The organism is Sphingomonas sp. SRI_018 (genome assembly GCF_057586275.1).
The window spans coordinates 1801040-1824416 of record NZ_JBYCZO010000001.1 but is presented as its reverse complement, the minus strand read 5'-3'; the positions used below and the strand labels follow the sequence as shown (position 1 = coordinate 1824416).

The 23377-nt window shown below is 69.6% G+C and carries 23 protein-coding genes; 10 read left to right on the top strand and 13 right to left on the bottom strand.

All coding sequences use genetic code 11. From position 1 onward, the window contains the following. Nucleotides 1–14 precede the first annotated feature (14 nt). Nucleotides 15–494: an SspB family protein gene (locus AC2YHA_RS08470; RefSeq protein ID WP_233786528.1), complete on the top strand. Its 480-nt coding sequence runs from the start codon at nucleotides 15–17 to the stop codon at nucleotides 492–494. A gap of 106 nt (nucleotides 495–600) precedes the next feature. Beyond that, the gene (fumC, locus tag AC2YHA_RS08465) at nucleotides 601–1995 is read left to right on the top strand and encodes a class II fumarate hydratase (RefSeq protein ID WP_487401129.1); all 1395 of its coding nucleotides are present in this window, start codon (nucleotides 601–603) and stop codon (nucleotides 1993–1995) included. A gap of 143 nt (nucleotides 1996–2138) precedes the next feature. Here the strand turns inward: fumC and AC2YHA_RS08460 are convergent, their stop codons facing one another. Next, the gene (locus tag AC2YHA_RS08460) at nucleotides 2139–2621 is read right to left on the bottom strand and encodes an SRPBCC family protein (protein WP_487401128.1); all 483 of its coding nucleotides are present in this window, start codon (nucleotides 2619–2621) and stop codon (nucleotides 2139–2141) included. Continuing rightward, nucleotides 2618–2956 carry an ArsR/SmtB family transcription factor gene (locus AC2YHA_RS08455; protein ID WP_264757870.1) on the bottom strand — a complete coding sequence of 113 codons (339 nt, stop codon included), beginning with the start codon at nucleotides 2954–2956 and terminating at the stop codon, nucleotides 2618–2620. The genes AC2YHA_RS08460 and AC2YHA_RS08455 overlap by 4 nt, the downstream gene beginning before the upstream one ends. A 107-nt stretch (nucleotides 2957–3063) precedes the next feature. Here AC2YHA_RS08455 and AC2YHA_RS08450 point away from each other — a divergent pair, with 107 nt between their 5' ends. The 3 genes from AC2YHA_RS08450 to AC2YHA_RS08440 are packed head-to-tail and all read left to right on the top strand — an operon-like array spanning nucleotide 3064 to nucleotide 4536. Continuing rightward, a complete protein-coding gene (locus tag AC2YHA_RS08450) occupies nucleotides 3064–3267 on the top strand; it encodes a hypothetical protein (RefSeq protein ID WP_233785819.1) in 204 nt (67 codons plus the stop codon). 31 nt (nucleotides 3268–3298) lie between these two features. After that, the gene (gmk, locus tag AC2YHA_RS08445; RefSeq protein WP_233785820.1) at nucleotides 3299–3955 is read left to right on the top strand and encodes a guanylate kinase; all 657 of its coding nucleotides are present in this window, start codon (nucleotides 3299–3301) and stop codon (nucleotides 3953–3955) included. A 14-nt stretch (nucleotides 3956–3969) separates the two neighbouring features. Then, nucleotides 3970–4536 carry a hypothetical protein gene (locus AC2YHA_RS08440; RefSeq protein ID WP_487401127.1) on the top strand — a complete coding sequence of 189 codons (567 nt, stop codon included), beginning with the start codon at nucleotides 3970–3972 and terminating at the stop codon, nucleotides 4534–4536. Here AC2YHA_RS08440 and AC2YHA_RS08435 read toward each other — a convergent pair. The 11 genes from AC2YHA_RS08435 to AC2YHA_RS08385 form a co-directional block, all read right to left on the bottom strand. Then, the gene (locus AC2YHA_RS08435; protein ID WP_487401126.1) at nucleotides 4525–5217 is read right to left on the bottom strand and encodes an ATP12 family chaperone protein; all 693 of its coding nucleotides are present in this window, start codon (nucleotides 5215–5217) and stop codon (nucleotides 4525–4527) included. The genes AC2YHA_RS08440 and AC2YHA_RS08435 overlap by 12 nt on opposite strands. After that, nucleotides 5214–5432, bottom strand: coding sequence for a hypothetical protein (locus tag AC2YHA_RS08430; RefSeq protein WP_487401125.1), 219 nt, complete (start codon nucleotides 5430–5432; stop codon nucleotides 5214–5216). The genes AC2YHA_RS08435 and AC2YHA_RS08430 overlap by 4 nt, the downstream gene beginning before the upstream one ends. After that, entirely contained in the window at nucleotides 5429–6115 is a 687-nt protein-coding gene (locus tag AC2YHA_RS08425) for an HAD-IA family hydrolase (RefSeq protein WP_487401124.1), read from the bottom strand. Before AC2YHA_RS08425 ends, AC2YHA_RS08430 begins: the two co-directional genes overlap by 4 nt. Next, nucleotides 6112–6714 carry an FMN-binding negative transcriptional regulator gene (locus AC2YHA_RS08420; protein ID WP_487401123.1) on the bottom strand — a complete coding sequence of 201 codons (603 nt, stop codon included), beginning with the start codon at nucleotides 6712–6714 and terminating at the stop codon, nucleotides 6112–6114. The genes AC2YHA_RS08425 and AC2YHA_RS08420 overlap by 4 nt, the downstream gene beginning before the upstream one ends. 69 nt (nucleotides 6715–6783) lie before the next feature. Continuing rightward, complete coding sequence (locus tag AC2YHA_RS08415; protein ID WP_233785826.1) at nucleotides 6784–7797, bottom strand: inorganic phosphate transporter; 1014 nt, start codon at nucleotides 7795–7797, stop codon at nucleotides 6784–6786. Between the two features lie 16 nt (nucleotides 7798–7813). Further along, a complete protein-coding gene (locus AC2YHA_RS08410; protein ID WP_487401122.1) occupies nucleotides 7814–8920 on the bottom strand; it encodes a DUF47 family protein in 1107 nt (368 codons plus the stop codon). Between the two features lie 115 nt (nucleotides 8921–9035). Continuing rightward, on the bottom strand, nucleotides 9036–10211 hold the full coding sequence (locus AC2YHA_RS08405; protein WP_487401121.1) for an alpha-hydroxy-acid oxidizing protein: 1176 nt from the start codon (nucleotides 10209–10211) through the stop codon (nucleotides 9036–9038). A 35-nt stretch (nucleotides 10212–10246) separates the two neighbouring features. Continuing rightward, entirely contained in the window at nucleotides 10247–10825 is a 579-nt protein-coding gene (locus tag AC2YHA_RS08400) for a DNA-3-methyladenine glycosylase I (protein WP_487401120.1), read from the bottom strand. A gap of 142 nt (nucleotides 10826–10967) precedes the next feature. Next, a complete protein-coding gene (locus AC2YHA_RS08395) occupies nucleotides 10968–12434 on the bottom strand; it encodes an amidohydrolase (RefSeq protein WP_487401119.1) in 1467 nt (488 codons plus the stop codon). A 127-nt stretch (nucleotides 12435–12561) separates the two neighbouring features. Further along, the gene (gene ggt, locus AC2YHA_RS08390; RefSeq protein ID WP_487401118.1) at nucleotides 12562–14292 is read right to left on the bottom strand and encodes a gamma-glutamyltransferase; all 1731 of its coding nucleotides are present in this window, start codon (nucleotides 14290–14292) and stop codon (nucleotides 12562–12564) included. Next, nucleotides 14292–17663, bottom strand: coding sequence for a TonB-dependent receptor (locus tag AC2YHA_RS08385; protein WP_487401117.1), 3372 nt, complete (start codon nucleotides 17661–17663; stop codon nucleotides 14292–14294). The genes ggt and AC2YHA_RS08385 overlap by 1 nt, the downstream gene beginning before the upstream one ends. A gap of 178 nt (nucleotides 17664–17841) precedes the next feature. Between AC2YHA_RS08385 and AC2YHA_RS08380 the strand changes: the two genes are divergently transcribed. The 5 genes from AC2YHA_RS08380 to AC2YHA_RS08360 all read left to right on the top strand — a co-directional run bounded on the left by AC2YHA_RS08380 (nucleotide 17842) and on the right by AC2YHA_RS08360 (nucleotide 23307). After that, entirely contained in the window at nucleotides 17842–18372 is a 531-nt protein-coding gene (locus AC2YHA_RS08380) for an RNA polymerase sigma factor (RefSeq protein WP_487401116.1), read from the top strand. After that, nucleotides 18369–19274 (top strand): FecR family protein, encoded by a 906-nt coding sequence (locus tag AC2YHA_RS08375; protein WP_487401115.1) that lies wholly within the window; start codon nucleotides 18369–18371, stop codon nucleotides 19272–19274. The genes AC2YHA_RS08380 and AC2YHA_RS08375 overlap by 4 nt, the downstream gene beginning before the upstream one ends. Nucleotides 19275–19369: 95 nt before the next feature. Beyond that, nucleotides 19370–19885 carry an RNA polymerase sigma factor gene (locus AC2YHA_RS08370; RefSeq protein WP_487401114.1) on the top strand — a complete coding sequence of 172 codons (516 nt, stop codon included), beginning with the start codon at nucleotides 19370–19372 and terminating at the stop codon, nucleotides 19883–19885. Nucleotides 19886–19921: 36 nt separating this feature from the next. Then, nucleotides 19922–20848, top strand: a complete 927-nt coding sequence (locus AC2YHA_RS08365; protein WP_487401113.1) for a FecR family protein — start codon at nucleotides 19922–19924, stop codon at nucleotides 20846–20848. Beyond that, complete coding sequence (locus AC2YHA_RS08360; RefSeq protein WP_487401112.1) at nucleotides 20845–23307, top strand: TonB-dependent receptor; 2463 nt, start codon at nucleotides 20845–20847, stop codon at nucleotides 23305–23307. The genes AC2YHA_RS08365 and AC2YHA_RS08360 overlap by 4 nt, the downstream gene beginning before the upstream one ends. Nucleotides 23308–23377: the final 70 nt, after the last annotated feature.

Here is a 23377-nt window from a genome sequence, read left to right as displayed (position 1 = left end):
CCAGCGTGCGCGCGATGAGTACGCCCGTTCCCGACAGCCTGATTCCGTACGACGAGATCGTGCAAGAAGCCTTGCGTGCAGTGGTGGGGCGCGTGCTCGGCTCGATCGCGGACGCGGGCGGCCTGCCGGGCGAGCATCATTTCTATATCACCTTCAAGACCCAGGCGGCCGGGGTCGACATCCCCCAGCGCCTGATCGAGCGTTTCCCGGACGAGATGACGATCGTCATCCAGCACCGGTTCTGGGACCTTAAGGTCGACGACCGGGGCTTCTCGGTGGGCCTGAGCTTCAACCAGGTGCCGTCGACGCTGGTGATTCCCTTCGCCGCGATCACCGGCTTCCATGATCCGGCGGTCAATTTCGAGCTCCGCTTCCAGGCCGGCGACGAGCAGGACGACGAGCCGCACGAGCCCGCCGACAACGACGAGCCCGTCGCCAAGCCGGTCGAAGACGGGTCGAACGTCGTCGCGGTGGATTTCAAGCGTAAGAAATGATCCGTCGCCCCGGACTTGTTCCGGGGCCCACCCATCCGCACATTCGCCGGCGTGAGGTTCGCGGCACCGTGGATGCCGGAACGGGTCCGGCATGACGGAGGAATGGATGGCGAGTGCAACCCGAACCGAAACCGACTCGATCGGCGCGATCGAGGTGCCTGCCGACGCCTATTGGGGCGCCCAGACGCAGCGCAGCGTGGAGAACTTCCCCTTCGGCCCGACCGAGCGGTTGCCGATCGAGCTCGTCCATGCCCTCGCGCTGGTGAAGCAGGCGGCGGCGCGGGTGAACCGCAAGCATGGCCTTCCCGCCGAGATCGCCGATGCGATCGAAACTGCGGCCGCCGAGGTGGCCGCGGGCAAGCTCGACGACCAGTTCCCGCTGGTGATCTGGCAGACCGGCAGCGGCACCCAGTCCAACATGAACGTCAACGAGGTGATCGCGGGCCGCGCCAACGAGATCCTCACCGGCCAGCGCGGCGGCAAGTCGCCGGTCCATCCCAACGACCACGTCAACAAGTCGCAGTCGTCGAATGACAGCTTCCCGACCGCGATGCATGTGGCCGCGGCGATCGCGGCGACGCGGCGGCTGGTGCCGGCGCTGGAGCGGCTCGAGGCGGCGCTGCTCGCCAAGGCCGAGGCGTGGGACGGGATCGTCAAGATCGGTCGTACCCATCTTCAGGACGCAACGCCGCTGACGCTGGGGCAGGAATTCTCCGGCTATTACGCGCAGGTCCGGCTCGCCCGCACGCGGCTGGTGCCGCTGGTCGAGCATGGCCTCTCCAAGCTCGCGCAGGGAGGGACGGCGGTTGGTACCGGCCTCAACGCGCCGCCGGGCTTCGCCGAGGACATCGCCGCCGAGCTCGCGCGGATCACCGGCCTGCCGTTCGAGACCGCGCCCAACAAGTTCGAGGCGCTGGCGACGCACGACACGCTGGTCGACTTCTCCGGCCGGCTCAACACGCTCGCGGTCGCGCTGACCAAGATCGCCAACGACATCCGCCTGCTCGGCTCCGGCCCGCGCTCGGGGATCGGCGAGCTGGTGCTGCCCGCCAACGAGCCGGGCAGCTCGATCATGCCGGGCAAGGTCAACCCGACCCAGTGCGAGATGCTGACGATGGTCGCCGCGCAGGTGATCGGCAACCATGCCGCGATCACCGTCGGCGGGCTGCAGGGGCATCTCGAGCTCAACGTGTTCAAGCCGCTGATCGGCGCGGCGGTGCTGCGCTCGATCCACCTGCTGACGGTGGGGATGGAGAGCTTCGCCGAACGCTGCGTCGAGGGCATGGAGGCTGACGAGCGGCGGATCGGCGAACTGGTCGCGCGCTCGCTGATGCTGGTGACCGCGCTGGCGCCGGAGATCGGCTACGACAACGCCGCCAAGATCGCCAAGCACGCCCATGCCGAGGGGCTGACGTTGAAGGAAGCGGGGCTGGCGCTCGGGCTGGTCGACGAGGCGACCTTCGACCGTGTGGTGCGGCCGGAGACGATGGTCGGGCGGTAGGCATCTCAGCCACTTCCCGTGCCCCGGCGAAGGCCGGGGCCCAGTCGCGCCTTGGTCAAGGCGGCCGTCTACCTCATCCAATGACCGGGTTGGAACTGGACCCCGGCCTTCGCCGGGGCACAATCAAATCAACTCGATCCCGCTCACCCCTTGATCCTCGCCACCTCGCGCTCGAGCTTGTCGAGCGTGGTGCGCCAGCCTTCGGGCGCGCCGCCGACCGCGGCCTTGCCGACGACCTCGTCGTAGATCTCATATTGCTGCCGCACGGTCATTAGTGTGCCGTCGCCCTCGTCGGCGAAGGTGACCTGGGTCTTTGCGGCGAAGGGCGCCTTGCCGCTGTCGTCGACATGCGCGCCGGTCTCGAAGGCCAGGCGTTCGTTCTCGACGACCTCGGTGAAACGGCCGCAGCTCCAGAAGCGCTGGCCGTCGGGCGCCTCCATGCAGACATCGAACTTGCCGCCGGGGCGGCACTCGATCTCCGCCTCGGGCGTGGTGAAGCATTCGGGGCTGAACCAGTTCTTCATATGCTCGGCGGTGGTCCAGGCCTGGAACACGATCGCACGCGGCGCGTCGAAATGGCGCTCGATCACCAGCGGTTCCGGGCGGATGACGGTCTTCTCGGTCATTTCTGCTGTCCTTTCAGCGTGTTGACATAGTCTTCCAGCTTATCGAGCCGGCTCTCCCACTCGCTGCGGCAATCGGCCAGCCAGCGTTCGACCTGGCCGAACGTCTGGGGATCGATGCGGCAGGTCCGGACCCGCCCGGCCTTGTGCGACCGGACCAGCCCCGAGTCCTCGAGCACCGCGAGGTGCTGCATGACGGCGGACAGCGACATGGCGAAGGGTTGCGCCAATTCGCTGACCGGCATCGGCCGAAGCGCGAGCCGCGCCACCATCGCGCGCCGGGTGGAATCGGCGAGCGCATGGAAGACACGATCGAGAGAAGGCGATTCGTTAAGCATGTGCTTAAGTATTCCGGGTCGAATAGTTTAGCAAGTGCTTAAGTGTTGCCTGGGGGAACTTTCTGCCGGATCGGACGCTTTCGCGATGAATCTCAAGGAGATGGTGGATGCTGGGTGACGTGATCGCGGCGGTCGTGGGCCGCAATATCGACCGTCGAGACGGGGAGGGCGGCACGATAGGCGCGCTCGCCGGCGTCGCCGCCTGGCGAGTCGCCAGGCGAGTCGTGCCGGCCGCGATCGTGCTCGGCGGTGCGGCGCTGGGCGCCCGCTATCTCGCCCGCAAGCTCCGCGAGACATCCGCGACCGCTTGACCTTCCCCCCGCCTGCACGCCACTAGCGTGCATGGCCGACGCCCGAGAAGACGATCCCCACAAGTTCCGCCGCCGCGGCGTATTGTTCGTGCTGTCCTCACCGTCGGGCGCGGGCAAGTCGACGATCGCGCGCAAGCTGCTCGCGGCCGAGCCGAGCCTCGGCATGTCGGTATCGGCGACGACGCGGCCGATGCGGCCGGGCGAGGTCGACGGCAAGGACTATCATTTCGTCGACCTCGAGCGCTTCCGCGAGATGGTGTCGAACCACGAGTTCCTCGAATGGGCGCATGTCTTCGGCCATCGCTATGGCACACCGCGGGGACCGGTGGAGGCGATGCTCAAGTCCGGCCAGGACGTGCTGTTCGACATCGACTGGCAGGGCGCGCAGCAGCTCTACCAGATCGCCGGCGGCGACGTGGTGCGCGTGTTCGTGCTGCCACCGTCGATGGAGGAGCTGCATCGCCGGCTCACGCACCGCGCCACCGATTCGATGGAGGTGATCGAAGCGCGGATGGCGCGCGCGGCGGCCGAGGTCAGCCACTGGGACGGCTATGACTATGTCCTGGTCAACGACGACGTCGAGCGTTGCTTCGAGTGCGTGCGCACCATCCTGGCGGCGGAGCGTTTGAAGAGGTCGCGGCAGACGGGCCTGATCGGCTTTATCAGGGGGCTCACTACCTCGACATAGCAGGGAGAGCGACGATGATGGGACGAGCGTTGCTGGGCGGCATCCTGGGAGGGGTCGCCATGTGGGTCGTGGGTTTCATCTTCTGGGGCACGCCGCTCAACCGGCTCGCGCTCAGCGTCGCGCCCGATGCCGCCAATGCGGCGGTCCAATCTACCTTGGCGCAGCAGCTCGGGCCGACCGGGACCGGCGTCTATGCCGTGCCCTGGCCCGGGACGCAGGTGGGAAGTGGTCTCTACGCGCAGGGCCCGGTGGCGATGGTCCATTTCAACGCGGGCGGCTTCCCGGTCGTCGATGGCAGCTCGCTGATCGGTGGGCTGATCCTCGCGGTCATCGCCGCGGTGCTGGTCGCCTTCGCCATCCACCGCGTCGCGGCGCCGCTGAGCTTCGGTCAGCGGCTGACCCTGATCGGCCTCTTCGCCATCGCTATTCCGGCCTATCTCGACCTTGGCCAGATCGTCTTCAATCACGGGCCGTCGGACTATTTCATCTACAGCTTCGTCTGCGACGTGCTGTCGTTCCTGGCGGCGGGCGCGGTGATCGCCTGGATGCTGCCGAGGTCGGCGGCGCCGCTAACCGAGTAGCCTCAGGAACTGCGCACCGGCATCAAAGTCGGCGCGGCGGGCCTCGGCCGCCTGGCGGGCGAGCTCGTCCTCGCCCCATTGCTCGGCCTGCCAGTCATCGTCGATGCGGCTAGCCTGCCAGACGGTGTCGGCATCGGCCGTGCCTTCCAGCAGCGCCAGCGCGGCGACCAGCGAGCCGGTGACGGTGACGAGCGGCGACAGGCCGGCGAGCTCGAACGGGCCGAGGTGCGTCACCGCCTCGCGCAGCCGCGCGAGCGTCGCCTCGGGCTGGGGGCGGTGGATCACGCCCGCGGTGGTCTCGAAATGCACGTCGTAGCGGCCGCGCGCCCAGTCGAGAAGCGGATCCCAGGCGGCGCCCTGCCGCTCAACCAGCGGTTCAGGCGATTCGGCGCGGTAGCAGAGGAGGTCGCTCTCGCCATACCGGGCGAGGCCCGCGGCGAAGGCATCCGGATCGGGCGCGATCCGGTCGATGGCGGCATTGGCGAGGCCGGTGAGGGGCATGGCGCGCGGGTCGATGGTCTCGCCGACGCTGCGCCATTCTTCCGCGATTGCCTCGGCAAGTGCTTCGCTCGGCACTGCCAACGGCGTGCGGCCGGGGGTACGCACCGGGCGGTCGTCGAGCGCGATGCCGAAGCCGTCGCCCTCTCGGACGACAGCGACCTCTTTCCAGAACCGCTTCATTGGTCGGGCGGGCTGCGCCAGCGGTGCGCCAGCGCGAGCGGCACTACCGCCATCACGTAGAGCGCGGCGAGCACCAGCGCGATGCCGATCCCCTTGCTCGTCCAATCGGGCGCGCGGGCGGCGAGGATGATCCCCAGCACCGCGCCGGCGGCCGCGGCACAACGGACGCCGACGATGGCGAACCAGCGGTTGCGGGCGGTGCGCTCGGTGCTCATCGCGCCGCCATAGCCGGCCGGTCGAGGCAGGCAAGCAGCGTTGCTGCCAGTTGATCGGCGTGGGCCACCACCTGCAACGCGCCGGCTGCGGCGAGTTCCTCGGGTGGATGATAGCCCCAGCCGACCCCGACCGCATGGGCGCCGGCATTCGCCGCCATCATCATGTCGAAGCTGGTGTCGCCGATCATCACCGTGGTCTCCGGTGCGGCGCCCGCTTCGGCGATCGCCGCGGCGGCCATTGACGGGTTGGGCTTGGAGGGATGGCGGTCGGCGGTCTGCAGCGTGACGAAACGGTGCCTGAGGCCGTGATGCTCGAGGATCAGCAGGAGCCCGCGGTCGGACTTGCCCGTCGCGACGCCGAGCACCCAGCCGGCATCGTCGAGCGCCGCGATCGCCTCGGCGATGCCTGGATAGAGCGGTTCCGGCGCAAGCTCGCCGTTGCCGCGCATCGCCAGGAACACGCGCTTGTATTCGGCCGCGAGGCTGTGGTGGAGCGGATCGTCGCCCTCGGGATGCAGTGCCGCCACCGCCTCGACCAGGCTCAATCCGACGATCCGGCGAATCGCCTCGCGGCACGGCACCTCCAGCCGGTGGCCGGCGAAGCTCTCCTCCATCGCGCGGCAGATGTTGGCGCCCGAGTCGACCAGCGTCCCGTCGCAATCGAACAGTGCGAGCCGGTTCATGCCAGCGACCGCATCCAATGCGCGATGCCGCGGCGGCCGGAGGCTTCGAGCCCGTCCGCCGCGCCCAACCGCGCCGCCTCGGGCTTGTTCTGGCCGAGCTTCAGCGTGCCGCGCCAGGCCGTCACCTCCAGCCGGAAACCGACGATCGCGTTCAGCATCGCGTCGAACTTCTTCGGGTCCATCTTGGCGCGCGTCCAAGGCGCCTTGGGTGCGAGCCGCCCCTCCTGCTCGGCGGAGAGCCGGTCGACCTGCGCGACCAGCTCGTCGCGATCCATCCGCCGCATCGTCCCTTCGAGCTCGACGGCGACATAGTTCCAGGTCGGTACCTCGCTGCTGCCGAGGCCGTACCAATCGGGGCTGACATAGCCGTCCGGGCCGATCACGCTGAACAGCGCGGTCGCGCCGTCGAGATGACGGGCGATGCCGTTGCCGCGGGCGATGTGCATGGCGAGCGTCGCCTCATCGAGCCACACCACCGGCACATGCGCGACGCGCGGGCCGTCGGGCGTGCCGGCGAACAGCGCGCCGAAGCCAATCTCGGCGACGAGTTGGCGCATCGCGTCGCGATCGTCCCAGTGGAAGGCAGAGTTGGGGTGCATCGGCCTCCTCTAATCCCGATTGCGGCCGGTGCGAAAGTGAAAGGGGCGACCGATCTCGATCGGACGGCCTTAGAAGAGTGTCGCCAGCAGGTAGAAGAGCGCCCCCACCGCTGCCGACGCCGGAATGGTGATGACCCACGCCACCATCACATTCCCCGCCACCCCCCAGCGCACCGCCGACGCGCGGCGCGCGGTGCCGGCGCCGATGACGCTGCCGGTGATGGTGTGGGTGGTCGACACCGGGATCCCCATCCACGACGCCGCGAACAGGATGATCGAGCCGCCGAGCGAGGCGCTGAAGCCCTGGTGCTGGGAGAGCTTGGTGATGCGCGAGCCCATCGTCTCGATGATCTTCCATCCGCCGGTGAGCGTGCCGAGCGCGATCGCGACGTAGCAGCTGATCGCCACCCAGTGCGGCACCTCGAACGCGCCGTGGAGATAGCCGGTCGAATAGAGCAGGACGGTGATGATCCCCATCGTCTTCTGCGCGTCGTTGAGGCCGTGGCTCAGCGAATAGGCGCCCGACGAGATGAGGTGGAGGACGCGGAACGTCCGCTCGGCACCGCGCGCGGTGGCGCCGCGGAACAGCCAGCTCGTCACCAGCATGATCAGCATCGACAGGATCATGCCGAGCGTCGGCGAGAGGACGATCGCGACCAGGGTCTTGTTGAGCCCGCCCCATTGCACCCCGGTCAGCCCGGCATGGGCGACGCCCGCGCCGATCAGCCCGCCGACCAGCGCATGGCTCGACGAGGAGGGAATGCCCTTGAGCCAGGTGACGACGTTCCAGAACATCGCCCCGACCAGCGCGCCGAACACCACCGCCGGCGTCACCAGCTCCTTGGCGATCAGGCCCTGGCCGATCGTCTCGGCGACCTTGTGCAGGCTGGGGAAGGCGATCGTCAGGAAATAGGCGGCGAAGTTGAACACCGCGGCGAAGGCGACCGCGTGGACCGGCTTCAGCAGCCGCGTCGCCACCACCGTCGCGATCGAGTTGGCGGCGTCGTGCAGCCCGTTGAGGAAGTCGAACGCGAGCGCGACGGCGATCAGGCCGATCAGCAGCGGGAGGGCGAGGTCGTGCACGGGGCTGGCGGCCGGCTCAGGCGTGGTCGATCACGATGCCGTCGATCTCGTTCGCGACATCCTCGAACGCGTCGACGATCCGCTCGAGATGCTTGTAGATCTCGCGTGCGACGATGAAGCCGAGCGTGTCGCTCGCGCCCTGCTCCTTGAAGGCGCGCTTGACGCCGGCGGTGTGGATGTCGTCGGCCTGGCTCTCCATCCGGACCAGCCGCTCGGTGAGCTCGTGCAGCCGGGCGCCGTTGCGGCCGACGTCGCGCAGCAGCGGCATCGCCTCGGCGGTCAATCGCGCGGCGTCGACGATGATCGCCACCATGTCCTGCATTTCCTGCTCGAACGCGGTGACCTCATAGAGGTCGATCGCGGCCACGCTTGCCTGCATCTCGTCGATGGCGTCGTCCATCGCGCCGATCAGGCTGATGATCGCGCCGCGGTCGAACGGGGTGAGGAAGGTCTGGCGGACCGTCTGCAGCACTTCGCGGATGATGTCGTCGGCGTCGTGCTCGCGCTCGATCACTTCGCGGATATGGTCGGGCGCGGCGGGGCCGCCCTGCATCAGCCGCGCCATCGCGTCCGCCGCGGCGACGACGGTGGTGGCATGGGCCTCGAACAGGTCGAAGAAATTGCCGGTCTTGGGCAGCAGGCGCTGGAACCAGGCGAACATGGGGCTGATCCTCGAGGTTGCGGCGACCGCGCCGAGCATCCCGGCGCGGCGCGTGGCGGCCTTGAACTCGGACGGGCCGAAAGAGCGGATGAGATCGCGCAGGTCGCTCTCGTCGACGATCTCGGCGGCCTCGGGCAGGGCGAACCAGCGGCGCTCGCGCTGCGACTGTTCCTTCCAGCTGCCGAGCTCATCGTTGACGGCGAGGGGGAAGACGTCGACGTCGACCATCAGCGAGGCGCCGTTGGCGCGCCGCTTGCGGTAGCGATAGGAGCCGAGCGGGGTCGGGCAGACGAGGCCGCGCACGCCCGCCTCCTCCTCCGCCTCCAGCGCGGCGGCGGCGTGGGGGGTGAGGCCGGGCGGCGGGTTGCCCTTGGGGATCACCCAGCGCTTGTTCTCGCGCGAGGTGACCAGCAGCACGCGCACGGCCGCATCGGCCGCCGGTCCGTCGGCGCGATAGGGCAAGGCGGCAATCTGGCGAATGACGGTGTCCCCCGTGACCCCTTTGAGACCTTCCCGGCCGTGCAGCGGGCGCTGTCACGAATCCGTCACATGCGGCTAGGGTCGGGGGCGAGGTCCGTCAATGCCGGTTAACGCACCGCCGTCGCGCACCCGCCGCACGCACATCGGCGATCGTAGGGTAGCCGTTCACCGCCATCAGCAGGTCGGCCTCCGCGAGGATGCATTTGAGGACATGCGCCGCTCCCTCGGCACCGCCCAGCGCGAGGCCGTAGGTGTAGGGCCGTCCGATCCCGACCGCACGGGCGCCGAGCGCGAGCGCCTTCACCACATCGCTGCCCGACCGCACGCCCGAATCGAACAGCACCGGCACGTCGCCTGCTGCCGCGACCACGTCGGGCAGCATGTCGATCGCGGCGAGGCCGCCGTTGGCCTGGCGCCCGCCGTGGTTGGAGCAATAGACCGCGTCGGCGCCGAGATCGATCGCGTGGCGGGCGTCGTCGGCGTGGCAGATGCCCTTCAGCACCAGCGGCAGCTTGGTGATCGAGCGGAGCCAGGCCATGTCGTCCCAGGTCAGCACCTTGCCGAACAGTCCCGCCCACAGCATCACCGCGGCGGCCGGATCCTGCTCGGGCGGTTTGCCGAGCAGCTTCCGGAACACCGGATCGGAGGTGTAGTTGGTGAGGACGGCGCCGCGCAGCTGGGGGAAGTTGGCGGTGTTGAGGTCGCGCGGGCGCCAGCCGGTCACCCAGGTATCGAGCGTCACCACCAGCGCCTTGTAGCCCGCCGCCTCGGCGCGGTGGACGAGGCTCTCGGCGAGCTCCGGGTTCTTGGGCGTGTAGAGCTGGAAGAAGGCGGGCGTGTCGCCGCACTCGCCGATCACCGTCTCCAGCGGATCGTTCGACAGGGTCGAGGCGCAGAGCGGTACGCCGGCCATGGCCGAGGCGAGGGCGGCGGCGAGGTCGCCGTGGCCGTCCTGGGTGACGATGCCGGTGACGCCGATCGGGCTCATGAAGATCGGGGAGGGCAGGGTGAGGCCGAACAGCTCGACCGACAGGTCGCGCGTCGTGCAGTCGACCATCATCCGCGGCACCATGCCCCAGCGGTTGAAGGCGCGGGCGTTCTCCTCCTGGGTGAACTCGTCGCCGCAGCCGCCCTGGACGTAGTTCAGCACGTGCGGCGGCATCGCCGCGCTCGCCCGCGCGCAGAGGGTGGCATGGTCGACCGGCAGCTTCGGCACGATCCCGCGCAGCCCCGCGCCGTAGATCTCGTTCTGATAGTCGCCGTAATGGGCCATCGCATCCTCGTCTGCCTATGTGTCGGCGGCGAGTGTCAGACCTGATCGCGGCGGAAGCAATGGGCGGCGTGATCGTTGACGATGCCGGTCGCCTGCATCCAGGCATAGACGATCGTCGGCCCCACGAACTTGAAGCCGCGGCGCTTCAGTTCCCTGGAGATCGTCTCGGACAGCGGCGTCGAGGCGGGGACGGTGCGGCCGTCGCCCTTCAGCACCCCGCCGTCGGTGAAGGACCAGGCGAGGTCGGCGAAGCTCTCGCCGCGATCGGCCATGTCGCAGTAGATCTGCGCGCCGCGGATCGTCGCCTCGATCTTGGCGCGGGCGCGGACGATGCCGGGGTCGGCCATCAGTCGCGCGATATCCGCTTCGTCGAACCGCGCGACCTTCGCGGGATCGAAGCCGGCGAAGGCGCGGCGGAAGCCCTCGCGCTTGCGCAGGATGACGATCCAGGCAAGCCCGGCCTGGAAACCCTCCAGCATCAGCGTCTCCCACAGCATCCGCGGGTTGCGTTCGGGCACGCCCCATTCGGTGTCGTGATAGGCGCGGTAGAGCGCATCGCCGTCCGACCAGCGGCAGCGGTGTCCGGCGTGGGGATCGTGGGGAGAATCGGTCATGGAGACGGCTTATACGTCGACCGCTGGTCACCCTCACCCTTCCCACCGCCTACGGCGGCGGGCCCCTTCCCTCTCCCAATGGGAGAGGGAGGGAGGCGCGAAGCGCCGGAAGGGTGAGGGTGACCCGTGTTCGGATAACGGCCTACTTCGCTCCACCCTCCCACGCCGGCGTCGGCGCGCGATAGTCGAGCGCCGGTTTCCGGTCGCCGAGCATCGCCTGGTATTTGAAGCCCGGCCCGCGTGCCTTGTCGAGCTCGGCCTTGGCCTCGGCCAGCACCTCGGGGCTGCCGAACAGCTCGGCGGCGGTCAGGGCGATCGTCTTGGCCGCGACCACGCCGCCCTTGACGCCGATGCCGGTGCCCGAGGCCGCCACCGCCTGCCAGCTGTGCGCAGGCGTGCCCGGCACCCAGGTCGCGGTGTTGAGGCCGATCGTCGGCACCGTCCAGCTGATGTCGGAGACGTCGGTCGAGCCGCCGCCGTCTGGCCCGCGCTCGCCCTGCGAGACCCTCGTCACCGAATCGAGCGGCTTCTGCGTCGGCAGCGTCTTCTGGATCTCGGTCGCCCAGGCGGTCTCCTCCGGCGTCCATTGCTCGCCGCCGACCGCCTGGAGGTTGCGCAGCATCACCTTGGCCAGCGTCTCGCTCGCCAGCATCGAATAGACGCCGCCGGTGATCTCGTAATCGACGGTGGTGCCGGTCGCCATCGCGGCGCCCTCGGCGGCCTTCTTCACCCGCTCCCACACGTCCTTGACGATCGCGGGATCGACATTGCGGACGTAGTAATAGCTCTCGGCGAAGTCGGGGACGACGTTCGGCGCCTCGCCGCCCTTGGTGACGACGTAGTGGATGCGCGTCGAGGACGGGATGTGCTCGCGCAGATAGTTGACCGCGACATTCATCACCTCGATCCCGTCGAGCGCCGAGCGGCCCTTGTCCGGTGCGGCGGCCGCGTGGGCGGAGACGCCGTGGAAGCGGAACTTGCCGGAGATGTTGGCCATGCTCTTGCCCGTCGACACGCCGTTGGCGTCGCCCGGATGCCAGTGGAGCACCGCCGAGACGTCGTCGAACAGGTCGGCGCGGACCATGTAGACCTTGCCCGAACCGCCCTCCTCTGCGGGCGTGCCGTAGACGCGCAGCTCGCCCTGGACCTTGTTGGCGACCATCCAGTCCTTGATCGCCAGCGCGGCGGTGACGCTGGCGGCGCCGAAGAGGTTGTGGCCGCAGCCGTGCCCCGCCGCCTTGCCGGCGATCGGCGTGCGGGTCGGCACCGCCTGCTGGGCGAGGCCGGGGAGAGCGTCGTATTCGGCGAGGATCGCGATCACGGGGCCGCTGCCGTTCCTGAAGCTGGCGACGAAGGCGGTGGGGATGTCGGCGACCCCGGTGGTGACGGTGAAGCCGGCCTTCTTGAGCTCCGACTGGAGCAGGGCGGAGGACTTGGCTTCCTGATAGCCGACCTCGGACCAGTTCCAGATCTGCCTGGCCGTCGTGGCGAAGGCGGGGGCGCGTTTGTCGACGTCGGCGAGGATCGCGCCACGCTGCGGATCGGGCAGCGCCTGGGCATGGGCGGCGAGGGGGAGGAGGGCGGTGGAGGCGAGGAGAGCGAGCTTCATCTGGTCATCCTATAAAGCCCTCTCCCCATTGGGGAGAGGGTTGGGAGAGGGGGAGGAGCCTCGCAGAGACCATCGCCTGCCGCACTGCCCCTCTCCCCGACCCTCTCCCCAAAGGGGAGAGGGAGTTTCAGCGCGCTCCTACTGCTGCCGCATCCGGCCGCCGCGTGTCGGCGGCGCCGAGGAACCGCTCGCCGTCGACCATGATCGACTGGACGCTGCCCATCGTGTTCGACGTGCGCACCTTGTGCCCTTTGGCCTCGAGCAGCGTGACGATGTCGGGCGAATAGCCGTCCTCCAGCTCGAGCGGCGCGTCGCCGCCGGCCTGGTTCATGCGCGGGCGCTCCGCGGCCTCGGCGACGTTGAGGCGGTGGTCGATCACGTTGGACAGGAGCTGCACCATCGTCGCGATGATATAGCCGCCGCCGGGCGTGCCGGTGACCAGCCAGGGCTTGTCGTCCTTGAACACGATCAGCGGGGTGATCGTCGAGCCGACGCGCTTGCCGGGGACGGGCAGCGTCGCCTTGCCGTCCTCTGCCCGTCGTCCCCAGGCGAGGTTGCCGAGCGAGTTGTTGAGCAGGATGCCGGTGCCGGGGGCCACGACATGCGCGCCGTAGGACGCCGAGAGCGTGTAGGTGTTGCTGACGGCATTGCCCGCCACGTCGACGACGGAGAAGTGCGTCGTGTCCTTGCTCTCGTACGGGTAGGGATTGCCGTCCGGCAGCGTCTTCGCGTTCAGCGAGGCGTCGGGGCGGATCAGCTTGGCGCGCTCGGCCGCATAGTCCTTGCTGGCGAGGCCCTTCGCCGGCGTCCGCCAGTCGGGTGCCCCGCCGACGAGGCGGCGATCGGCGGCGACGATCTTCATCGTCTCCGCCAGCAGGTGGAGGTTGGCGACGCTGCCCCAGCGCGCCTCGCGCACCGGGAAATTCTCCAGGATGTTCATCGCCTCCGCGACGCTGACGCCCGAGGCGGTCGGCGGCATATAGGCGATCCGGTTCCCGCGGTAGCTCGACCAGATCGGCTCGGAGACGATCGCCTGGTAATCGGCGAGGTCCTTCTCGTCGATCACGCCGCCGCCGGCCTTCATGCCCGCGGCGATCCTCTGCGCGATCGGCCCCTTGTAGAAGCCGTCGCGGCCCTTGGCGGCGATCGTCTTCAGCGTCGCGGCGAGATCGGGCTGCTTCCACAGCTCGCCGGGGCGATAGGCGCTGCCGTCGGGCTTGAAGAATGCCGCCATGGCGGCGGCATCCCTGCTCATCGCCTTCTTCTGCTCGGCGGTGGCCTGCGCCTCGTCGTCGGAGAGAATCACGCCGCGCTCCGCCATCGCGATGGCCGGCGCCAGCAGCGTGCCCCAGGGCAGCGCGCCGAAGCGGCGGTGCGCCTCCCAGAGGCCGGCGACCGTGCCGGGGATCGCCACGCCCTTCATCGACCAGCCCTTGGCATTGTCGAACTTGCCGTCGGGTCCGAGCAGCAGGTCGGGCGTCGTGTGGCGCGAGGCCTGGCCGTAATAGTCGATCGCGATGGTTTGGGCGGGCTTGCCGTCCTTCGCCACCATATGGATCAGCATGTAGCCGCCGCCGCCGATGTTGCCGGCGCGCGGCAGCGTGACGGCGAGGGCGAAGGCGGTGGCGACGGCGGCATCCACCGCATTGCCGCCCTTGCGCAGGATGTCGGCGCCGACCGCCGCGGCGAGCCTGTTCTGGCTCACCACCATGCCGCCGCGGCCGATCGCCGGCTTATGAATCTGATCATAGGCGACGATGTCGCCGCCGGTGACCGGCCGGGCGGTCTGCTCGACCTCCTGCGCGACTAAGGGGCTGCAAAGTGCGAGGAGGCCGAGCAGGGCTGGGATGCGGCGCATCAGAACGATGCCCGCACGTTGGCGTACCAGTAGCGGCCGTAGGGATTGTACATCGAGCCGAGATAGCCTTCCGACGACAGCGGCGGCTGCTCGTTGGTGAGGTTGCGGACGCCGATGCGCAGGCGATAGCGGCCGGCGCTGTCGTCGCCGATCGTGACCTGGCCGTAGAGGTTGAAGGTCATCTGGTCGTCGATGACCCAGTTGCCGTTGGTCGCGTCGAACAGGCCGGTGTCGAGGACGTCGCTGGTATATTGGGTGAAGGCGCCGATCTGGAACTCGCGATAGGTCCAGGTGGCGGTGCCGGTCACCTTCCAGCGCGGCTTGCCGTTCTGGCGGATGCGGTCGCCGGCCTCGGCGATGTTGGTGTCCGGGTTGATGGTGCCGGCCGCGCGGGCGTCGATCAGCGCCTGAACCGGCGGCGAGGGCTGGAGGAAGAACTTGTCGAGATAGGCCGCGTTGACGCCGAAGTTGAACCGGCCCGCGCCGAAATCCGGCAGCTGCCAGTTGAGGCCGAGATCGATGCCGGCCGCCTCCTGCGGCAGCAGGTTGACGTACTGGTCCTTGACGTAGAGCACGCGGCCGGCCGGTGCGAGGTTGCTTCCCTGATACAAGGCGATGTCTTCCGCCGTGGGGGCAGCGCGGATCACGTTCGGATCACTGCTTCCCTGCACGCGCAGCAGATAGTCGTTGATGAGTGCGTTGCCTTCGCCGAACAGACCGACGATGCCCTTCTGCTGGATGTGCCAATAATCGGCAGTGAAGGTGATCCGGCCGATCGCGTCGTCCAGGAAGTGCGGTTCCAACACCACGCCCGCGGTCCAGGTCTTGGACGTCTCGGGCTTGAGATCGGGATTGCCTGATCGCTGCGCCGAGGTGGAGAAGCCGATGCAGGCCGGATCGGCGAAGCTCTTGATGACGCCGGTACGAAGCTGCGCCTCGCAGCGGACATAGTCGGTGCGGGTGTTGGAGCGGGTGACGACGGTGGCGTTGACCTGCTCCAGGTTGGGCGCCTTGAAGCCTTCGGCATAGGAACCGCGGAAGCGGACGCCGTTCACTACGTCCCAGGCGGCGGCGATCTTGGGCTTCGCGACCGAGCCGACGTCGCTGTAATGCTCGAAACGGCCGGCCAGCTGGAGCTCCAATGAGCGCATCAGCGGGACGTTCATCTCCGGGCTGACCACCGGCACCGCGAACTCGAGATAGGCGGCGGCGATCGTGCGGTGGCCCTTGGTGTCGGGCGAGGGGCTGGTGCCGATCAGGTCCGATCCGTTGACGGCGCCGGAGACGGCATCGACGAACTGGATGGTGCCGTCGACGCGCGGATCGCGGTCGTCGAGCTGGGTCTCGCGGCGGACTTCGCCGCCGATAGCCATGCCGACGTTGCCGGCAGGGAGCTGGAACAGGTCGGATTTCGATCCCTTGATGTCCCACATCGCCAGCGTCGACTTGCTGACGCGGGTGGTCTTGATCCTGATCGCGTCGATCGCGGCCTGGTTGCTGAAGGTGGCGTCAGCTCCGCTCACGTCGAGCAGATTGCCGCCGTTGAACGGGTTGTAGGCGTCGGGCGTGGTCAGCGAGAGCTGTTTCTGGAGCAGGGTCTGGCTGATGCCGTCGGAGCGGTCGCGCACGCGCGCTTCGGAGTAGAGCAGCGCGCTTTCCCAGCGGAAGCCCAGCGCCTCGAAGCGCAGGCCGCCGAGCAGGCGGTACTGAGTGTTGAGCACCTCGACCAGATTGGGCCCGACGTCGGCGAAATTGTAGCTGCTGAGCGTGACCGGCAGGCCGGCCGCCGGGGCGTTGATGCCGGGCAGCCGGTTGGGGCTGCCGACGGGGCCGAACGGGTTGTAGTAGCTGCTCGCCGGGATCACGAGCGGACCGGATGAGAGCGTGCCGGTCGGCGCCTGGTAGCTGTCGGTCTCCGCGCGGTAATAGCCGGCCTCGCCGAAGAATTCGAGCCCGTCGGTCAGCTCATAATGGCCGTTGAGGAAGAGGTTCACACGCTCCACCTCGGGGATCACCGTGGTGTTGTAGGCGCGCGGCGCGTCGAAGCGCAGGTTGCGGTCGGCGGCGGCCGAGTTGGTGCCGTCGTCGATGCAGATGCCGCTGCCGAGCTGGGCCAGGCAGCCGGCGTTGGTGCCCGGCTGGATATGGAACTGGCCGGAATTATTGGTGATCAGCGTGCCGTTCTGGCGAACCGGCGTGTTGCGATAGACCTGGAACGAGCCCCAGGGCGTGATCGTGCTGCGGCCGTCGACCTGGGTGCTGCCCTCGAACGGCGTGCCGACGAACAATGGGGACTTGTCGGCCGAGGCGGTATAGTCCTGCTCCCGTGCGTTGAGCGCGGTACGGTGGTCGTAGCTCGCGAACAGCGTGACGTTGCCGCGGCTGCCGAGGTTGTGGCCGACGAGCAGGTGCAGGTTGCTCTCGATCATGTTGGTGCCCTCGGCCCAACCGACCTGGCCCTCCGCCTCGACGCCGGTATAGTCCGAGCGCAGCACGGTATTGACGACGCCGGCCACCGCGTCCGAGCCGTAGATCGCCGCCGCGCCGTCGCGCAGCACTTCGAGGCGCTCGAGGCCGAACACCGGAATGGCGTTGGTGTTGTAGGTGAGGACGGGGACCAGATTCTCGTCGGCGCGGCTGGTCGGGTGGTTGACCACGCGGCGGCCGTTGAGCAGCACCAGCGTGTTGCCGACGCCAAGGTTGCGGAGGTTGACCGAGCCGACGTCGCCGCGGGCCGAGTTCGAGCTGTTGGGGAGATAGCTCGAGTTGAAGCTGACGTCGCCCAATTGCGGAATGGAGCGGAACAGCTCGTCGCCGGAGACGGCGCCGGTGGCGCCGATCTGCGCCTGATCGACCACCGTCACCGGCAGCGCCGCGGTGACCTTGCTGCCGCGGATCTGCGTGCCGACCACGACGATATCGGGCTCGGCGGGCTGGTCGCCTTCCACCGCCTGCTCCGCGCTGACCGTCGAGGCGTCCCCGGGTGGGGTGGGGGTCTGCGCCGCTGCCGGTGTCTCCTGCACCAGCGCGATCGGGCGCATCGCCGATACGGCGCCCGTCTCGCGCGCGATCACGCGGACGCTGTTGGGGCCGGTGTAGCGCCATGTATAGCCGCTCTTCGCCAGCAGCGCGTCCAGCGCCTCGTGCGCGGTGTAGCGGCCCGACAGCCGTGGACTCCTGGCGCGGGCGATCGCCGGATCTGTGAAGACGAGTTGCACGCCAGTCTGCTGCGCCACCTGGAGCAGCGCCTTGTCGAGCCGGCCGGCAGGCAGGTTGATGGGAACGCGGGCCGTCTCCGCAGCCTGAGCGGCAGCGGGCGCGGCGATCACGGTCATGATCGCGCTGCCGAGCAGCAGATGGCGGGTATTCATATGGTTTTCCCCCCTTGTTTTGGCGTCCTCCCCAGGACGCTCGTTCCGTATACGACGCCGCTGCGCCGCAAATGCGAACCCCGCGACGCAGATTTTTTTCGTCATGTCGCAACCGACTGGTTCGCCTTTGCGCATTCTCCGCGTCATGGCATTGACGGCATTGGGCAAAGGGGGCGGCGTGGGAACGGCGGGACAGGCAGGGGCACGGGCAATCGATGCGGCGGGCGGGGCCGACGTCGATGCCTATCGCGCGGCCCTGCGTGCCTTCATCGCCCGGCGCGTCGATGACCCCAATGAGGTCGACGACCTGGTGCAGGAGGCCTGCGCCCGCCTGGTCGCCACCCAGCGCGAGCAGCCGCTGGACGAGCCGCGCGCCTATCTGTTCCGCATCGCCGCCAACCTGATCGTCGACCGCCATCGCCGCGCCGCGCCGACGGTGCCGCTCGGCCCGGAGATCGACCCGCCGGTCGCGGCCGCGCAGGAGGACGGCCGCCGCGTCGCCGATCTTCAGGCCGCATTGGCTGCGGCGCTCGACGAGCTGTCGCCGCGCTGCCGCGAAGTGTTCGTGATGCGTCGCTTCGACGAACGCGGTACCGGCGAGATCGCGCGCGAGCTGGGGATCAGCCCGCGCATGGTGCAGAAGCACCTGACCCACGCCGTCGCGCATCTCTACGATCGCCTGGCCCATCTGATGGAGCGCGGCGCGTGACCCGGGACAGGCTCGGCAGCCGTGCGCCGGCAGTGTTCGAGGCGTTCCTCGACGGCCGCGAGGCGGGGCTGCATCCGGCCGACCGCGACGAGGCGGCCGCCTTCTGGTCGTGGCTCGGCGGATTCGAGCATCCCGGCATCCCCGAGCGCCCGCGCCGGTCATGGCCGCGCTGGGCCGCTGCGGCGGCGCTGGCGGCGGTGGTGTTCGGCGGCGTCAGCTGGATCGCCCGCACGCCGCCCGAGCGGGACGAGGTGCGCAGCATCGCCGCCGGCCATGCCGAGCGCAAGCGCGTCCAGCTCGCCGACGGGTCGACGGTGACGCTCGCCGCCGACAGCCGCGTCGAGATCGCCTTTACGCCCGGCGAGCGGCGGCTGCGGTTGACCGAGGGCGAGGCGCTGTTCGCGGTCGCCCACAACAAGGCGCGGCCGTTCGTCGTCGAAACCCGCCATGGCGAGGTGAAGGCGGTCGGCACCGCCTTCGACGTGGCGGTGGGGAAGCGCGAGGCCGAGGTGACGGTGGTCGAGGGCGTGGTGCGGATCGCGCTTACCGACGGCACGCGCGGCGGCAGTGCCGAGCCGATCGAGAAGCTTGCCCGCAAGGGCGAACGGCTGGCGTTCGGGGTCGATCGCAGCGGGAGCGGCAGCACCGGCTTCATCCGCCAGGCCGGTGCGGTCGACGTCGCGGGGGTGACCGCCTGGACGCGCGGGCAGCTCGTCTTCCACGGCGAACCGCTGCGGGAGGTGATCGCCGAGATCAACCGCTACACCAACGATCGCGTCGTGCTGACCGATCCGGCGGCGGGCTCGATCCCGGTCTATGGGGTGATCAACCAGGGCGATACCTCGGCGATTCGCGACCTCGTCGCCGATCCCCATGCGGTGGCGATCCGATCGGAAAGGTGAGGCGGGGGCCTCGCGCCCGCTTCCAACCATCGCGGCAAACCGCTATCGCCGCGCTTTTCCTGAAGCTGTGATCCGCTCGCGCCGCCCGAACGCCCATGCAACCCGCCGGACTCGAGGCCGTCTTCCTGGCCAATCGCGACAAATTGTTGCGTTTCCTGCGTGCGCGCGGCGCGGGTGACGGCGCCGAGGACCTGCTGCACGAGCTGTGGCTCAAGGTCTCGGCGGCGCGCAGCGGGCCGGTGGCGGCGCCGCTCGCCTATCTCTATCGCGCCGCCGACACGCTGATGATCGACCGCTACCGCTCGCGCCGCCAGGCCGAGCAGCGCGACCGCGACTGGAGCGAGGCCGAGGGGACGACAATCCCCGGCACCTCGGACGAGCCCTCGGGCGAGCGGGTGATCGCCGCGCGGCAGGCGGCGGCGCGGGTCGCCGAGGCGCTCGACGCCCTGGGGCCGCGCGTTGCCACCATCTTCCGCCGGCACCGCATCGACGGCGTCGCCCAGCGCGAGATCGCGGGCGAGCTGGGTGTCAGCCTCAGCACCGTCGAGGGCGATCTGCGCAAGGCCTATCGCGCGCTCGCCGAGCTCAGGGAGCGGCTCGATGAGGTTTGACGCGCATGTCTCCGTCATGTCGGCTAGGAGATTGTAATGGCCGAGCCGCGTGACCGTATCGATGAAGAAGCGCTGGCGTGGGCCGTCCGCACCGCCGATCCGGCGTTCGAGGACTGGGACTCCTTCACTCTCTGGCTCGAAGGCGATCCTGCACGTGCTGCCCGCTACGACGCGATCGCGAGCCATGTCGCCGAAGCTGCCGACGATCTGCGTGCCGTGCCTGCTCCCGAGCCGGTCGAGGCTCCGGCGCGTCCCCGGCGGCGCTGGCTGATCGGCACCGGCATCGCCGCCGCGCTGGCGGGGGTGGTCGGCTATGGCGCCTGGACGCTGCAGCCGCAGCCCTATGCGATCGAGACCGCCGCCGGCAGCACGCGCACGGTGACGCTCGGCGAGGGCAGCACGATCGCGCTGGCCGGCGGCACGCGGCTGGTGCTCGATCATCGCGACGACCGTGTCGCCACGCTCGAGCGTGGGCAGGCGATGTTCGTGGTCCGACACGACGCGGCGCATCCCTTCCGGGTCAAGGTCGGCAGCGACGAGCTGGTCGACGTCGGCACCGCCTTCGACGTCAAGCGCACTGCCGGCGTGATGCGCGTCGCGGTGTCGGAGGGCGCGGTGGTCTTCAACCCGGGCCGTGAGGCGGTGCGGGTCGACCCCGGCAAGGCGCTGGTCTCCGACGCGGCGGCGCACAGGCTTCGCGTCTCCAGCATCGAGCCGGAGGCGGTCGGCGGCTGGCGCGAGGGCCGGCTCAGCTATCAGGGCGAACCGATCGGCGAAGTGGCCGCCGATCTCTCGCGGGCACTCGGCGTGTCGATCGCCGCCGCGCCCGATGTCGCGGAGCGTCCGTTCCGCGGCACGCTCGCCGTGGCCACGCTCAGGAAGGACCCGACCGCCGTCGCGCCGCTGCTCGGCGTTGCGGCGAAACGGTCGGGCGAAGGGTGGGTGCTGACCGCAGGACCGTGATCGCCGCTGCCCGCATCCTCGCGGCGGCCGTGCTGGTCGCCGCCGCACCCGCTCTTGCGGAACCTGTCGCGCTGGTGCTGCCAGCGGGGAGGCTGGGTGATGCTGTGCTCGCGCTCGGGCGGCAGACGGGCACCAACATCGCGGTCGCGGATGCATCATTGTGGGGCCGGCGGGTGCCGGCGCTGCGCGGGCGCTACACCGCGCGGGAGGCGTTGGAGAGGCTCGCCCGCGCCGCCAATGCCGAGGTGCAGCCGGCCGGTCCGACCGGCTGGCGCCTGGTTGCGCGTCGTCCCGAGCCGCCGCGCCCGCGTGTCGTGGCCGCGCCCCGCAAGGCGCCTCCGCCACTGCCTCCCGCACCGGTGGTGGAGGTGCCGCAACCCGACATCGTCGTCACCGCCAGCAAGCGCGACCTGACGCTCCGCGATTTCGCCGGGCAGGTCTCGCGCATCGACGGGGCGGAGCTTTCGCTCGGCGGGGCCGGCGGCACCGACCGGCTGGTGGCGCGCGTCGCCAGCGTTTCCTCCACCCATCTCGGTGCGGGCCGCAACAAGCTGTTCATCCGCGGCATCGCCGATTCGAGCTTCACCGGTCCGACGCAGTCGACCGTCGGGCAATATTTCGGCGACCTGCGCCTCAGCTACAACGCGCCCGACCCCGACCTGCGCCTGACGGACCTCGCCGCGGTCGAGGTGCTGGAGGGGCCGCAGGGGACGCTCTACGGCGCCGGATCGCTCGGCGGCATCATCCGGCTGGTGCCCAACGCTCCCGACCTCGACACAGTGAGCGGCTCGATCGCGTTCGGCGGCTCGGCGACCTGGCATGGCGCACCGGGAGCGGATGCGAGCGCGGTGCTCAACGTGCCGATCGAGGAAGGGCGGCTGGGCCTCCGCCTCGTCGCCGACGTCGCCAGTGAGGGTGGCTACATCGACAAGCCGCTGCTGGACCGCAAGGACGTCAACCGCACCCGCATCTCCGGCGGCCGTGCGGCGCTGCGCTTCGACGCGGGTGGTGGCTGGACGGTCGACCTGATCGGCCTCGGCCAGCGCACCCGCGGCGAGGACAGCCAGTACGCCGATCGCGATGGCCCGCCGCTCACCCGCGCCGCGCGGACGGAGGAGGGCTTCGACGCCGACTATGCGCAGGGGCAGGTCGTCGTCGCCGGGCCGATCGGCGACCTCAAGCTGAGCTCGTCCACCGGCATCTCCCGACAGGTGCTCGAGGAGCGCTACGACGCGACGCTGCCGGATCAGGCGCCACGGCTGTTCGTCCAGCACAACCACACCACGATGATCGCGCACGAGACGCGGCTGTGGCGGCCGATGGCGGACGGGTGGGGCGGCATGGTGGGCGTGAGCTTCACCCACAACACCACCCGGCTGTCGCGCGAGCTCGGCACGCCCGAGGACCCGCAGCCGGTGACCGGCGTCGAGAACCGCGTCGACGAGCTGTCGCTGTTCGGCGAGGGCAGCGTCGAGCTGGTGCCCGGCCTCACCGCCACCGCAGGCGCGCGCTACACGCGCTCCGAGCTCGACGGCGCGGGTGAGGACGTCGCCCCGGCGACGACCGAGACGCTCGCCTACGCCCGCGCGGAAATGACCGCGGGACGGGTCGAGACCGCCTTCCTGCCCTCGGCGTCGGTGATCGCCGCGGTGCTGCCGCGCACCAGCATCTATGTGCGCTATCAGGAGGGGTTCCGCCCGGGCGGCCTCGCGGTCGAAGCCGATTTCGTCCGCCGCTTCCGCAACGACCGCGCCTCCAGCATCGAGATCGGCGCGCGCCACGGCAGCCGCGGCTCGGACCCGTTCGCGCTGTCGGCGAGCCTGTCCTACACGCGCTGGCGCGACATCCAGGCCGACTTCATCGACGCGACGGGCCTGCCCAGCACTGCGAACATCGGCGACGGCCGCATCTGGTCGCTGAGCGCCGCCGCCAGCGTGCGCCTGGCGCCGGGCCTCAGGTTGGACACGGGCGTCAGCTACAACGACAGCCGCATCGACGAGCCGGCGCGCGACTTCCCCTATTCGATCTCGACCCCGACATTCGACTATGCCATCGGCCTGCCGGCGACGCCGGTTAGCGCCGGGCAGCGGGCGCTCGCGGTGATCGCGCGGATGAACCAGGTGCCGAACATCGCGCGCTTCGGCGGGCGGGCGGGGCTCGATTATCGCCGGCATCTCACCGGCGACCTGTCGCTCACCGCCAACGGATGGGTACGCTATGTCGGTCCGTCGCGGCTCGGCGTCGGGCCGGAGCTCGGCGCGCGGCAGGGGGATTATCTCGACAGCGGCCTCACCGTCCGCATCGGCACGCCGGGGATCGGCGCGACGCTCAGCGTCACCAACCTCGCCGATGTCGAGGGCAACCGCTTCGCGCTCGGCACACCCTTCACCACCGGGCGCGACCAGATCACGCCGCTGCGCCCGCGCACCGTCCGCCTCGGTCTCGACGCCAGCTTCTGAAAAAAATCGCGGACCGGCCAAGGCGCCGGCCGATCGGCTCCGTCCTGCAGATCAGAACATCTGCAAAAGG